Annotated in this window: 11 protein-coding genes; 8 read left to right on the forward strand and 3 right to left on the reverse strand. The window is 61.6% G+C overall.

The genetic code is table 11. From position 1 onward, the window contains the following. Positions 1-68 precede the first annotated feature (68 nt). Positions 69-1,364 (reverse strand): glycine-betaine demethylase subunit GbcA, encoded by a 1,296-nt coding sequence (gbcA, locus tag ACW9IB_RS28235; RefSeq protein ID WP_457368752.1) that lies wholly within the window; start codon positions 1,362-1,364, stop codon positions 69-71. Between the two features lie 284 nt (positions 1,365-1,648). Here gbcA and gbcB point away from each other — a divergent pair, with 284 nt between their 5' ends. After that, positions 1,649-2,749 (forward strand): glycine-betaine demethylase subunit GbcB, encoded by a 1,101-nt coding sequence (gene gbcB / locus ACW9IB_RS28240; protein WP_457368751.1) that lies wholly within the window; start codon positions 1,649-1,651, stop codon positions 2,747-2,749. Positions 2,750-2,878: 129 nt separating this feature from the next. Here the strand turns inward: gbcB and ACW9IB_RS28245 are convergent, their stop codons facing one another. Both ACW9IB_RS28245 and ACW9IB_RS28250 read right to left on the reverse strand, forming a co-directional pair. After that, positions 2,879-3,079, reverse strand: coding sequence for a hypothetical protein (locus tag ACW9IB_RS28245; RefSeq protein ID WP_457416569.1), 201 nt, complete (start codon positions 3,077-3,079; stop codon positions 2,879-2,881). Between the two features lie 174 nt (positions 3,080-3,253). After that, positions 3,254-4,294: a threonine aldolase family protein gene (locus ACW9IB_RS28250; RefSeq protein ID WP_457416571.1), complete on the reverse strand. Its 1,041-nt coding sequence runs from the start codon at positions 4,292-4,294 to the stop codon at positions 3,254-3,256. Between the two features lie 90 nt (positions 4,295-4,384). Here ACW9IB_RS28250 and ACW9IB_RS28255 point away from each other — a divergent pair, with 90 nt between their 5' ends. The 7 genes from ACW9IB_RS28255 to purU all read left to right on the forward strand — a co-directional run bounded on the left by ACW9IB_RS28255 (position 4,385) and on the right by purU (position 12,788). Further along, a complete protein-coding gene (locus ACW9IB_RS28255) occupies positions 4,385-5,107 on the forward strand; it encodes a TraX family protein (RefSeq protein WP_457416573.1) in 723 nt (240 codons plus the stop codon). Between the two features lie 191 nt (positions 5,108-5,298). Continuing rightward, positions 5,299-6,552: a serine hydroxymethyltransferase gene (gene glyA / locus ACW9IB_RS28260; protein ID WP_457368747.1), complete on the forward strand. Its 1,254-nt coding sequence runs from the start codon at positions 5,299-5,301 to the stop codon at positions 6,550-6,552. 22 nt (positions 6,553-6,574) lie between these two features. Further along, positions 6,575-7,825 (forward strand): sarcosine oxidase subunit beta, encoded by a 1,251-nt coding sequence (locus ACW9IB_RS28265; RefSeq protein WP_010207084.1) that lies wholly within the window; start codon positions 6,575-6,577, stop codon positions 7,823-7,825. Between the two features lie 14 nt (positions 7,826-7,839). Then, positions 7,840-8,142: a sarcosine oxidase subunit delta gene (locus tag ACW9IB_RS28270; RefSeq protein ID WP_457368746.1), complete on the forward strand. Its 303-nt coding sequence runs from the start codon at positions 7,840-7,842 to the stop codon at positions 8,140-8,142. Next, positions 8,139-11,156, forward strand: a complete 3,018-nt coding sequence (locus tag ACW9IB_RS28275; protein ID WP_457368745.1) for a sarcosine oxidase subunit alpha — start codon at positions 8,139-8,141, stop codon at positions 11,154-11,156. The genes ACW9IB_RS28270 and ACW9IB_RS28275 overlap by 4 nt, the downstream gene beginning before the upstream one ends. Before the next feature lie 131 nt (positions 11,157-11,287). Further along, positions 11,288-11,920 (forward strand): sarcosine oxidase subunit gamma, encoded by a 633-nt coding sequence (locus ACW9IB_RS28280; protein ID WP_457368744.1) that lies wholly within the window; start codon positions 11,288-11,290, stop codon positions 11,918-11,920. Between the two features lie 10 nt (positions 11,921-11,930). Further along, entirely contained in the window at positions 11,931-12,788 is an 858-nt protein-coding gene (gene purU / locus ACW9IB_RS28285) for a formyltetrahydrofolate deformylase (RefSeq protein WP_457368743.1), read from the forward strand. The last annotated feature ends 48 nt before the right edge of the window (positions 12,789-12,836 follow it).

Consider the following 12,836-nt stretch of genomic DNA (forward strand, 5'->3'; position numbering starts at 1 on the left):
ACGGCAGTGAATTCACCGCCGCTATCGCAGGCAAGCCAGCTCCCACAGTTTGATCCGTGGCGTTTCAGTTACTCGTGCACCGCCACACCTTTGAGGTAAGGCGCCGGCGCCGCCCCCAGGTTGCTCAGCATGCGCTCGCTGTACCAGTCCACGAAGTTCACCACGCCGAATTCATAAGTCTTGGAGTAGGGGCCCGGCTGGTAAGCGGTGGAGTTGATACCGCGCTGGTTTTCTTCGGCCAGGCGACGGTCCTGGTCGTTGGTCGCGTCCCATACCTGGCGCATGCGCTCCACGTCGTAGTCCACGCCTTCCACGGCGTCCTTGTGCACCAGCCACTTGGTGGTGACCATGGTTTCCTGTGCGCTGATCGGCCACACGGTGAACACAATGATGTGATCGCCCATGCAGTGGTTCCAGGAGTGCGGCAGGTGCAGGATGCGCATAGAGCCCAGGTCCGGGTTCTTGATGCGACCCATCAGCTTGGCGCAGCCCTGCTTGCCGTCCATGGTCATCGACACGGTGCCCTTGAGCAGCGGCATGCGCACGATACGGTTGCGCAGGCCGAAGCTGGCGTGGGCGTACGGGATCTTCTCGGCATCCCAGGCGGCGGCGGAGGCGGCCACGTGGTCCTTGAACGCCTGGTCGGCGCGCGGGTCAGTCACGTCGTCCCATTCCAGCAGGGTTTTGAGCAGTTCCGGGTGCGACGCGTTGCAGTGGTAGCACTCGCGGTTGTTTTCCAGCACCAGCTTCCAGTTGGCCTTTTCCATCAAGGTGGTGGTAATCGCCACCTTGGTGTTTTCCATGTCGTAGGGTTCCATGTAGTGGTTCAGCGTCGACAGGAAGTCATCGATGGCCGGCGGGTTCTCGGCCAGGCTGATGAAGATGTAGCCACCGGCGGTCTTCACGTTCACCGGCTTCAGACCGTACTGCTTCATGTCGAAATCGGCGCCCATTTCGGTGCCGGCGAACAGCAGGCGGCCGTCCAGCTCGTAGGTCCACTGGTGGTAGTGGCAGACCAGTTTGGCGACCTTGCCCTTGTCGCTGGTGCACAAGCGCGAACCCCGGTGACGGCACACGTTATGGAACGCATGCACTACGCCTTCGGCGCCACGGATCACGATGATCGGGTTCTTGCCCACTTGCAGGGTGAGGTAGTTGCCCTTGGCGGGGATCTCGCAGGTCATGCCGGCGATCAACCACTCTTTCTGAAAGATTTCCTGCATGTCGATATCGAACAGCCGGTCATCGGAGTAAAACGGCTGGGGCAGCGAGAAAGTGCGCTCGCGTTCCTGCAGCATTTGCGCGGTGGCCTTGCGTGCGGGTTCCAGCGGATCGCCCAAGCTCAAGGTTGCGGTGACGTCCATCGTGTGTGTCCTCATGGCCATTCGGTGTGGCCGGCGAATAGTGGCTACGGTTGGTGCTTTGCAAGGCGTAAAGAAAGCGTCGTTGTTGGGAGCGAGTGTGGGGCCGGCGATACGTGGAACCTTATCCATGAGCGACATGGCCCACTCTGTTCCCGACGCGCAACCCTAGGTCGTTGGGGGCTGGTCGCGATAAGTATGTGAATGTCGCAGATAGGTAAATGGGCGCATTCGGCGTTACGCAGAATCGCCAGCATCAGGCCGACCTACGGCTACGGAGAATAAGCATGTCCAACAATTTCCTGAACCCGGTAACCACCCAGACCTGGGCCAATGGTCGACACATCGTCCGTTGCGTCAAAGTCATCCAGGAAACCTGGGACGTGCGCACGTTCTGCTTCATGGCCGACCAGCCGATCCTGTTCTTTTTCAAGCCCGGGCAATTCGTCACCCTGGAGCTGGAAATCGAGGGCCAGCCGATCATGCGCTCGTACACCATTTCCAGTTCGCCGTCGGTGCCCTACAGCTTCTCGGTGACGATCAAGCGCGTGCCGGGCGGCAAGGTTTCCAACTGGCTGCACGACACCCTGCATGAAGGCCAGGAACTGGCGGTGCACGGGCCGGTGGGGTTGTTCAATGCCATCGACTTTCCAAGCCCTAAAGTGCTGTACCTCAGCGGCGGTGTCGGCATCACACCGGTGATGTCCATGGCGCGCTGGTTCTACGACACCAACGCCAACGTCGACATGACGTTCATCCACAGCGCCCGCTCGCCGAAAGACATCATTTACCACCGCGAGCTGGAACACATGGCGTCGCGGATCGACAACTTCAGCCTGCACCTGATCTGTGAAAAACACGGCCTGGGCGAACCCTGGGCCGGTTATCGCGGCTACCTGAACCACAAGATGCTCGAACTGATGGTGCCGGACTTCCTGGAGCGCGAAGTGTTTTGCTGCGGCCCTACGCCGTACATGAATGCGGTGAAGCGCCTGCTGGAAGCCGCCGGTTTCGACATGGCGCGTTACCACGAGGAGTCCTTCGGTGCCACGCCACCGGAAGCCCGTGCCGATGCGGTGGAACAAGCCGAGCAGGCGGCCGAAGCGCCGGAAGTCGACCTGGCGGACCTGCATCAAGTGGAATTCGTCGCATCGGGCAAAAGCATTCGCGTGGCCCCGGGCGAAACCGTGCACGCTGCGGCGGCCAAGCTGGGTTTGCTCATCCCGAAAGCCTGCGGCATGGGGATTTGCGGGACCTGCAAAGTGATGAAGCTCGGCGGCGATGTGGAGATGGACCACAACGGCGGGATCACCGAGGAAGACGAAGCCGAAGGCTACATCCTCTCGTGCTGCAGCGTGCCGAAGGGCGACGTGCGCATCGAGTTCTGACAGCGAGCGCAGCTCAATGCGGGAGTTGGCTTGTGTGGGAGCGGGCTTGCTCGCGAAAGCGGTGTGTCAGTCGCTTATCTGGTGACTGACACTCGATATTCGCGAGCAAGCCCGCTCCCACATTAGGCGTTACTGGGCGTAGATGTGGACGACGAAGTGTTCGCCTGAGGCTGTCAGTTCATACACTTTGTCGTAGATCCGCAATGTCCTTGAGGGTTCGCGGATGGTGTCGCCGACCTTCGCGAATTTCCTGAATTCATTCCAGTCGATGACGGTGGTGGTGGCGGTGTTTTCGTCGTTCAGGTTGTCGCTGTGGATTTGATATTCCATGGGTATAGCCCTCTGCTGGATTTCCGTTTCCGGCCGATTGTTCGGCAGGTAGCCAAACCCGAAGGGTGGCCGCTGCAGCGGCCTTTTCCCTTCAGGTTTCAAGAGGCTAGACAATGAAAATCCAGCGCGCAGCTGTCAGAAATATCAAATAACAGACTCGGCCATGCGCCAGTATCAGGCGCCCATCACTTGCCGAATATCTGCGGCCAATTCTCTTACGCGCTCTTCCTCGGTATCCCACGCGCACATGAAGCGTGCGCCACCTTTGCCAATGAAGGTGTAGAACCGCCAACCCTTGGCCGTCAGTGCGGCAATTGCGGGTTCCGAGAGTTGCAGGAACACGCCGTTGGCCTGTACCGGGAACATCAGTTCCACGCCCGGGATGTCCGCCACCAGGCTGCTCAACAGTTGCGCGCAGTGGTTGGCGTGGCGCGCGTGTTTGAGCCAGGCGTCGTTTTCCAGCAGGCCTACCCAGGGCGCGGAGAGGAAGCGCATTTTCGAGGCCAATTGGCCGGCCTGCTTGCAGCGGTAGTCGAAGTCTTCGGCCAGCTCGTGGTTGAAGAACAGGATCGCCTCGCCCACGGCCATGCCGTTCTTGGTGCCGCCAAAGCACAGCACGTCCACTCCGGCTTTCCAGGTCAGGTCGGCCGGTGAGCAGCCGAGAAACGCGCAGGCGTTGGAGAAGCGCGCGCCGTCCATGTGCAGGTTCAGCCCCAATTCCTTGCAGGTAACGCTGATGGCGCGGATTTCATCCGGGGTGTACACGCTGCCCACTTCGGTGGCTTGGGTGAGGGTGACCACGCGCGGCTTGGGGTAGTGAATATCCTGGCGCTTGAGGGCGATTTCGCGGATCGATTCCGGGGTCAGCTTGCCGTTTTCGGTGCGGGCGGTGAGCAGCTTGGAGCCGTTGGAGAAAAACTCCGGTGCGCCGCATTCGTCGGTCTCGACGTGGGCAGTTTCCGAGCAAATCACGCTATGGTAGCTCTGGCACAGCGAGGACAGTGCCAGAGAGTTGGCGGCGGTGCCGTTGAAGGCGAAGAACACTTCGCAGTCGGTTTCGAACAGGTTGCGGAAACCGTCGGCCGCGCGGTGGGTCCATTCATCATCGCCGTAGGCGCGTTGGTGACCCTGGTTGGCTTGCTCCATGGCGGCCCATGCTTCCGGGCAGATGCCGGAATAGTTGTCGCTGGCGAATTGTTGGCTCTTGTCGGTCATGGCCCATTCCTGTGGTCGATGTTGGTGCGCACTTTAACCAAGATTGTTCGGGGCGCGCACGCGTTGTTCATGCAAAGTCAGTGGGGAATTATGCACGGTACGCACACCTTGCCTGTCGGACCTGTCCGAGACGGTGCCCTGGACCTGCTCAAGTGGTTGGCACTGCTGTGCATGGTGCTGGACCACCTGCGTTACGTCGGTTTGAGCCTGGATGGCCTATATGTGCCGGGACGCCTGGCGTTTCCGTGGTTTTGCCTGGCGATTGCGGCCAATCTGCACCGGATGAGCAACGCGCGCGTCAGCGGACGTTACCTGGGCTGGCTGCTGCTGTTCAGTGTGATCAGCGAAGTGCCCTACCGGCTGTTTATCGACGATGCCGATACGTTGAACGTGTTGCCGACCTTGGCATTGGGCCTGCTGATTGCCCGAGGATGGCAGCAGAACGCGCTGGTTGATCGAGGTTTGGCGTTGATTGCCCTCACTATCGGCGGTGTTTTTTCCACGCACCTGATGTTCGGTTTTTTTGGTGTGTTGTTGCCGTTGGCGATGCTGCTGGTGTTCCGTCGGCCGTGGTACTTCAGTGTGTTGCCGGGCGTGGTCTGCGTCGCGGCCAATCAATGGCAGGTTCTGCTCGATAGCGGCACGCTTGTCGCGTTGATGGGGCTGGCTGCATGCCTGATCGCGCCATTGGCCGGTCTGGTCTTGTTGCGACATGCCAAAAACGTCTCGCCACCGGCCATGCGGCGTTGGGCTTATGCGCTTTATCCACTGCATTTCCTACTGCTGCTGCTCGTCCGCCAGATCATCGCCTAGCCCCTGTGGGAGCAGGCAAGCCAGCTCCCACAGAGGCCTATTCCCACATTTGTTTCGGTGTTGTTCCTGTCATGTCGTAAACGCACCTTTGCGTGGCGTGCGCAGGCATTTGACCTGTCTGCGCCAGCCCTACCATCGCATCAAAGGGCCCTGTAGGGGCCTCAACAATACGAAAGGCTGGGAGAGACGCGATGTTCAGCAAAAAAGACCAGATCCAGGGATATGATGACGCACTGCTGGCGGCCATGAATGCCGAGGAGCAGCGTCAGGAAGATCATATCGAGCTGATCGCGTCAGAGAACTACACCAGCAAGCGTGTGATGGAAGCCCAGGGCAGCGGCCTCACCAACAAATACGCCGAAGGCTACCCGGGCAAGCGCTACTACGGTGGCTGCGAGCATGTGGACAAAGTCGAGGCCCTGGCCATCGAGCGCGCCAAGCAGTTGTTCGGTGCCGATTACGCCAACGTGCAACCTCACTCCGGCTCGTCCGCCAACAGCGCCGTGTACCTGGCCCTGTTGCAGGCCGGCGACACCATCCTGGGCATGAGCCTGGCCCACGGCGGTCACCTGACCCACGGCGCCAAGGTGTCGTCCTCGGGCAAGCTGTACAACGCGGTGCAATACGGCATCAACACCGACACCGGCCTGATCGACTACGACGACGTCGAGCGTCTGGCCGTCGAGCACAAGCCGAAAATGATCGTGGCCGGTTTCTCCGCCTACTCCAAGACCCTGGATTTCCCGCGTTTCCGTCAGATCGCCGACAAAGTCGGTGCGCTGTTGTTCGTGGACATGGCCCACGTCGCCGGCCTGGTTGCCGCCGGCCTGTACCCTAACCCGCTGCCGTATGCAGACGTGGTCACCACCACCACCCACAAGACCCTGCGCGGTCCACGGGGTGGCTTGATCCTGGCCAAGTCCAACGAAGAAATCGAAAAGAAACTCAACGCTGCCGTATTCCCGGGCGCCCAGGGCGGCCCGCTGATGCACGTGATCGCCGGCAAGGCCGTGTGCTTCAAGGAAGCGCTGGAGCCAGGTTTCAAGGCCTATCAACAGCAAGTGATCGACAACGCCCAGGCCATGGCCGGCGTGTTTATCAAACGCGGCTACGATGTAGTGTCCGGCGGCACCGATAACCACCTGTTCCTGGTCAGCCTGATTCGTCAGGGCCTGACCGGCAAGGATGCGGACGCCGCCCTCGGTCGCGCCCACATCACCGTGAACAAGAACGCCGTGCCGAATGACCCGCAGTCGCCGTTCGTGACCTCGGGCCTGCGTATCGGCACGCCGGCGGTGACGACGCGCGGGTTCAAAGTGCCGCAATGCATCGAACTGGCCGGCTGGATCTGCGACATCCTCGACAACCTCGGCGACGCCGACGTCGAGGCCAACGTGGCCAAGCACGTGTCTGCCCTGTGCGCTGATTTCCCGGTTTATCGCTGAGCGCGGTTTTGGAGTAATGACTATGCAACGCTACTCGGGCTTCGGCCTCTTCAAGCACTCACTCAGCCACCACGAAAACTGGCAGAAGATGTGGCGCACGCCGACCCCCAAGAAGGTCTACGACGTCGTCATCGTCGGCGGCGGCGGGCATGGTCTGGCGACCGCCTATTACCTGGCCAAGGAACACGGCATCACCAACGTGGCCGTGGTCGAGAAAGGCTGGCTGGGCGGCGGTAACACCGCGCGCAACACCACCATCGTGCGTTCCAACTACCTGTGGGACGAGTCGGCGCACCTGTACGAGCACGCGATGAAACTGTGGGAAGGCCTGTCCCAGGACCTGAACTACAACGTGATGTTTTCCCAGCGTGGCGTGTACAACCTGTGCCACACCCTGCAAGACATCCGTGACTCCGAGCGCCGCGTGAGTGCCAACCGCCTCAACGGCGTGGACGGCGAGCTGCTCAACGCCAAGCAAGTGGCCGACGAGATCCCGTACCTCGACTGCTCGAAAAACACTCGCTATCCGGTTCTCGGTGCGACCGTGCAGCGTCGCGGCGGCGTGGCCCGTCACGATGCCGTGGCCTGGGGCTTTGCCCGCGCAGCGGACGCCCTCGGCGTGGACTTGATCCAACAGACCGAAGTCATCGGCTTCCGCAAGGAAAACGGTGTGTGCATCGGCGTGGAGACCAACAAGGGTTTTATCGGCGCCAAGCGTGTCGGTGTGGTGACTGCCGGTAACTCCGGGCACATGGCTTCGCTGGCCGGTTTCCGCCTGCCGATCGAATCCCACCCGTTGCAAGCACTGGTGTCGGAGCCGATCAAACCGATCATCGACAGCGTGATCATGTCCAACGCGGTGCACGGCTACATCAGCCAGTCCGACAAGGGCGACCTGGTGATCGGCGCCGGTATCGACGGCTACAACGGCTATGGCCAGCGTGGTTCGTACCCGGTGATCGAACACACCATCCAGGCCATCGTCGAGATGTTCCCGGTGCTGTCGCGCGTACGCATGAACCGGCAGTGGGGCGGCATCGTCGACACCACGCCGGATGCTTGCCCGATCATCTCCAAGACCCCGGTGCCGAACATGTTCTTCAACTGCGGTTGGGGCACCGGTGGCTTCAAGGCCACGCCGGGCTCGGGCAACGTATTCGCCGCCAGCCTGGCCAAGGGTGAAATGCATCCATTGGCCGCACCTTTCTCCATCGACCGTTTCCACAACGGTGCACTTATCGACGAACACGGCGCTGCTGCGGTCGCCCACTAACAGGAGAAATCCCCATGTTGCATATCTTCTGTCCTCACTGTGGCGAACTGCGCTCCGAAGAGGAATTCCACGCGGCTGGCCAGGCGCACATCCCGCGCCCGCTGGACCCGAACGCCTGCACCGATGAAGAGTGGGGCGACTACATGTTCTTCCGCGACAACCCTCGCGGCCTGCACCACGAGCTGTGGATCCACGCTGCCGGTTGCCGCCAGTATTTCAACGCTACGCGCGACACCCTGAGCTACGAAATTCTTGAAACCTACAAGATCGGTGAGAAGCCGCAATTCACCGCCAAGGCCTCTGGAGAGAAGGTATGAGCCAGATCAATCGCCTGTCCAACGGTGGCCGGATCGACCGTAACAAAGTCCTGACCTTCAGCTTCAACGGCCAGACCTACAAAGGCTTTGAGGGCGACACCCTGGCCGCAGCCCTGCTGGCCAACGGCGTCGACATCATTGGCCGCAGCTTCAAGTACTCGCGTCCACGCGGCATCTTCGCCGCCGGCGCCGAAGAGCCGAACGCGGTGCTGCAGATCGGCGCCACCGAAGCCACCCAGATTCCCAACGTGCGCGCCACGCAACAAGCGCTGTACCAGGGCCTGGTCGCCACCAGCACCAACGGCTGGCCGAGCGTCAACAATGACGTGATGGGCATCCTGGGCAAGGTGGGCGGCAAGCTGATGCCGCCGGGTTTTTACTACAAAACCTTCATGTACCCGCAATCGTTCTGGATGACCTACGAGAAGTACATCCGCAAGGCCGCTGGCCTGGGCCGTTCGCCGACCGAGAATGACCCGGACACCTACGACAACATGAACCGTCACTGCGACGTGCTGGTCGTCGGCGCAGGTCCTGCGGGCCTGGCTGCCGCGCTGGCCGCTGCACGCAGTGGTGCCCGCGTGATCCTCGCCGATGAGCAGGAAGAATTCGGCGGTTCGCTGCTGGATTCGCGCGAAAGCCTCGATGGCAAGCCGGCTGCCGAATGGGTCGCCAGTGTCATCGCCGAACTCAAGGCCCTGCCGGACGTGGTGCTGCTGCCCCGTGCCACCGTCAACGGCTACCACGACCATAACTTCCTGACCATTCACGAACGCCTCACCGATCACCTCGGTGACCGTGCGCCGATCGGCGTGGTGCGCCAGCGTATCCACCGTGTGCGCGCCAAGCGTGTGGTGCTGGCGACCGGTGCGTGCGAACGCCCGCTGGTGTACGGCAACAACGATGTGCCGGGCAACATGCTGGCCGGTGCGGTCTCCACTTACGTGCGTCGCTACGGCGTGGCACCGGGCAAGAAACTGGTGCTGTCGACCAACAACGATCACGCCTACCGCGTGGCGCTGGACTGGTTCGATGCAGGCTTGCAGGTGGTCGCCGTGGCCGATGCGCGCCACAACCCGCGCGGCGCCCTGGTTGAAGAAGCACGTGCCAAAGGCATTCGTATCCTCACCGGCAGCGCCGTGATCGAAGCCCGTGGCAGCAAACACGTGACCGGCGCCCGCGTGGCTGCCATTGACGTGAAAGCGCATAAAGTCAGCAGCCCCGGCGAGTGGCTGGACTGCGACTTGGTGGCCAGCTCCGGCGGCTACAGCCCGGTGGTTCACCTGGCCTCACACCTGGGCGGCAAGCCGACCTGGCGTGAAGATATCCTCGGTTTCGTACCCGGCGAAGCGCCGCAAAAACGCGTCTGTGTGGGCGGCCTCAATGGCGTCTACGGCCTGGGCGATTCCCTGGCGGATGGTTTCGAAGGCGGCGTGCGCGCGGCCAGCGATGCCGGTTTCGCGCCGGTGGAAGGTGTGCTGCCAAAGGCCTTGAGCCGTCTGGAGGAGCCGACCCTGGCGCTGTTCCAGGTGCCGCACGAGAAAAACACCGCGCGGGCGCCGAAGCAATTCGTCGACCTGCAGAACGACGTGACCGCCGCCGCCATTGAGCTGGCGACCCGCGAAGGGTTCGAGTCGGTCGAACACGTCAAGCGCTACACCGCGCTGGGTTTCGGCACCGATCAGGGCAAGCTCGGCAACGTCAACGGCCTGGCCATCGCCGCCCGTTCGTTGAACGTGACCATCCCGCAGATGGGCACCACCATGTTCCGTCCCAACTACACGCCGGTGACGTTCGGCGCGGTGGCGGGCCGTCACTGTGGGCATATCTTCGAGCCGGTGCGCTACACCGCGCTGCAAGCCTGGCACGTGAAGAACGGCGCCGAGTTCGAGGACGTCGGCCAGTGGAAACGCCCGTGGTACTTCCCGCGCAACGGTGAAGACCTGCACGCCGCGGTGAAACGCGAATGCCTGGCCGTGCGCGACAGCGTCGGCCTGCTGGACGCCTCCACCCTGGGCAAGATCGATATCCAGGGCCCGGACGCGCGTGAGTTCCTCAACCGCATCTACACCAACGCCTGGACCAAGCTGGACGTGGGCAAGGCGCGTTACGGCCTGATGTGCAAGGAAGACGGCATGGTCTTCGACGACGGCGTCACCGCCTGTCTCGCCGACAACCACTTCCTGATGACCACCACCACCGGCGGCGCCGCTCGTGTGCTGCAGTGGCTGGAGATCTACCAGCAAACCGAATGGCCAGACCTGAAGGTGTACTTCACTTCGGTCACCGACCACTGGGCCACCATGACCCTGTCCGGGCCGAACAGCCGCAAGCTGCTGAGCGAAGTGACCGATATCGACCTGGACAAGGACGGCTTCCCGTTCATGACCTGGAAGGAAGGTTTGGTCGGCGGTGTACCGGCTCGCGTGTTCCGGATCTCGTTTACCGGTGAGCTGTCGTACGAAGTCAACGTGCAGGCCGACTACGCCATGGGCGTGCTGGAAAAAATCGTCGAGGCGGGCAAGAAATACAACCTGACCCCGTATGGCACCGAAACCATGCACGTGTTGCGGGCCGAGAAGGGCTTCATCATCGTCGGCCAGGACACCGACGGCTCGATGACCCCGGACGACCTGAACATGGGCTGGTGCGTGGGCCGTACCAAGCCGTTCTCGTGGATCGGCTGGCGCGGCATGAACCGTGAAGACTGCGTGCGCGAAGAGCGCAAGCAACTGGTGGGCCTGAAGCCGGTCGATCCGAAAGTGTGGCTGCCGGAAGGCGCGCAGTTGGTGTTCGATCCGAAGCAGACGATCCCGATGAAGATGGTCGGTCACGTGACGTCGAGCTATGCGCACAACTCCCTCGGCTATTCGTTCGCGATGGCGGTGGTGAAGGGCGGCTTGAAGCGCATCGGCGAGCGGGTGTTCTCACCGCAAGCGGATGGCAGCGTGATCGAGGCGGAAATTGTGTCTTCGGTGTTCTTTGACCCGAAAGGCGATCGCCAGAACATCTGATAAACCGAGTCGCCTGCATCGCAGGCAAGCCAGCTCCCACATTTGGAATGCATTCCCCATTCAAAATGTGGGAGGGGGCTTGCCCCCGATGAAGCCGGAACAGACACCACAGCATTCAGAACAGGTGCTTTATGACAGCAGCCAATGTTTACCAACAACGCCCGACCTCCGGCGCCAAGGCCGAGTCGTCGCTGCACCATGCCGACCTCGCCAGCCTGGTCGGCAAGGGCCGCAAGAATGCCGGTGTGACCGTGCGCGAAAAGAAACTCCTCGGCCACCTGACCATTCGTGGCGACGGTCATGACGCGGCCTTCGCCGCCGGTGTGCACAAGGCCTTGGGCATCGAGTTGCCCGGGGCGCTGCAAGTGATCGTGAAGGGTGAAACCAGCCTGCAATGGCTCGGCCCGGATGAGTGGTTGCTGGTCGTGCCGAGCGGTGAGGAATTCGCCGCCGAACAAAACCTGCGCGCTGCCCTGGGTGATTTGCATATCCAGGTCGTCAACGTCAGCGGCGGCCAGCAGATCCTCGAACTCAGCGGCCCGAACGTGCGCGATGTGCTGATGAAGTCCACCAGCTACGACGTACACCCCAACAATTTCCCGGTGGGCAAGGCGGTGGGTACGGTGTTCGCCAAGTCGCAACTGGTGATCCGTCACACCGCTGAAGACACCTGGGAGCTGGTGATTCGTCGCAGCTTCTCGGACTACTGGTGGTTGTGGTTGCAGGATGCGTCGGCTGAATTCGGCCTGAGCGTTCAAGCCTGAGGAATGACCCATGAGCCGCGCACCCGATACATGGATTTTGACCGCCGACTGCCCCAGCGTGCTCGGCACGGTGGACGCGGTCACCCGCTACTTGTTCGAACAGGGTTGCTACGTGACCGAGCACCACTCGTTCGATGACCGGCTTTCGGGCCGGTTCTTCATCCGCGTGGAGTTCCGCCAGCCCGATGATTTTGACGAACAGGCTTTTCGCGATGGCCTGACCGCGCGCGGCGAAGCCTTTGGCATGATCTTCGAACTGACGGCACCGAACTACCGGCCAAAAGTGGTGATCATGGTTTCCAAGGCCGATCACTGCCTCAACGACCTGCTGTACCGCCAGCGCATCGGCCAACTGTCGATGGATGTGGTGGCGGTGGTATCCAACCACCCGGATCTCAAGCCGTTGGCCGACTGGCACCAGATTCCCTACTACCATTTCCCCCTCGACCCCAACGACAAGCCGTCCCAGGAGCGTCAGGTGTGGCAAGTGGTGGAAGACACCGGCGCCGAACTGGTGATCCTTGCGCGCTACATGCAAGTGCTGTCGCCGGAGCTGTGCCGCAAGCTCGATGGCAAGGCCATCAACATTCACCACTCATTGCTGCCGGGGTTCAAGGGCGCCAAGCCGTATCACCAGGCGTACAACAAAGGGGTGAAGCTGGTCGGCGCCACGGCGCATTACATCAACAACGACCTGGACGAAGGCCCGATCATCGCCCAGGGCGTGGAGGTGGTGGATCACAGCCACTACCCCGAGGACTTGATTGCCAAGGGGCGGGATATTGAAGGGCTGACGTTGGCCCGGGCGGTGGGGTATCACATTGAGCGGCGGGTGTTTCTCAACGCCAATAGAACGGTGGTGCTCTGATGGCCGCCATCGCAGGCAAGCCAGCTCCCACATTTGAATGTGTGAACC

This window comes from Pseudomonas sp. SDO524_S393 (genome assembly GCF_054071875.1).

Coding starts and splice junctions, on each gene's coding strand:
- ACW9IB_RS28255 (WP_457416573.1), top strand. CDS start 4,385: ATGCACGGTACGCACACCTTGCCTGTCGGACCTGTCCGAGACGGTGCC.
- ACW9IB_RS28280 (WP_457368744.1), top strand. CDS start 11,288: ATGACAGCAGCCAATGTTTACCAACAACGCCCGACCTCCGGCGCCAAG.
- gbcA (WP_457368752.1), bottom strand. CDS start 1,364: ATGGACGTCACCGCAACCTTGAGCTTGGGCGATCCGCTGGAACCCGCA.
- ACW9IB_RS28265 (WP_010207084.1), top strand. CDS start 6,575: ATGCAACGCTACTCGGGCTTCGGCCTCTTCAAGCACTCACTCAGCCAC.
- purU (WP_457368743.1), top strand. CDS start 11,931: ATGAGCCGCGCACCCGATACATGGATTTTGACCGCCGACTGCCCCAGC.
- ACW9IB_RS28250 (WP_457416571.1), bottom strand. CDS start 4,294: ATGACCGACAAGAGCCAACAATTCGCCAGCGACAACTATTCCGGCATC.
- ACW9IB_RS28270 (WP_457368746.1), top strand. CDS start 7,840: ATGTTGCATATCTTCTGTCCTCACTGTGGCGAACTGCGCTCCGAAGAG.
- glyA (WP_457368747.1), top strand. CDS start 5,299: ATGTTCAGCAAAAAAGACCAGATCCAGGGATATGATGACGCACTGCTG.
- gbcB (WP_457368751.1), top strand. CDS start 1,649: ATGTCCAACAATTTCCTGAACCCGGTAACCACCCAGACCTGGGCCAAT.
- ACW9IB_RS28275 (WP_457368745.1), top strand. CDS start 8,139: ATGAGCCAGATCAATCGCCTGTCCAACGGTGGCCGGATCGACCGTAAC.
- ACW9IB_RS28245 (WP_457416569.1), bottom strand. CDS start 3,079: ATGGAATATCAAATCCACAGCGACAACCTGAACGACGAAAACACCGCC.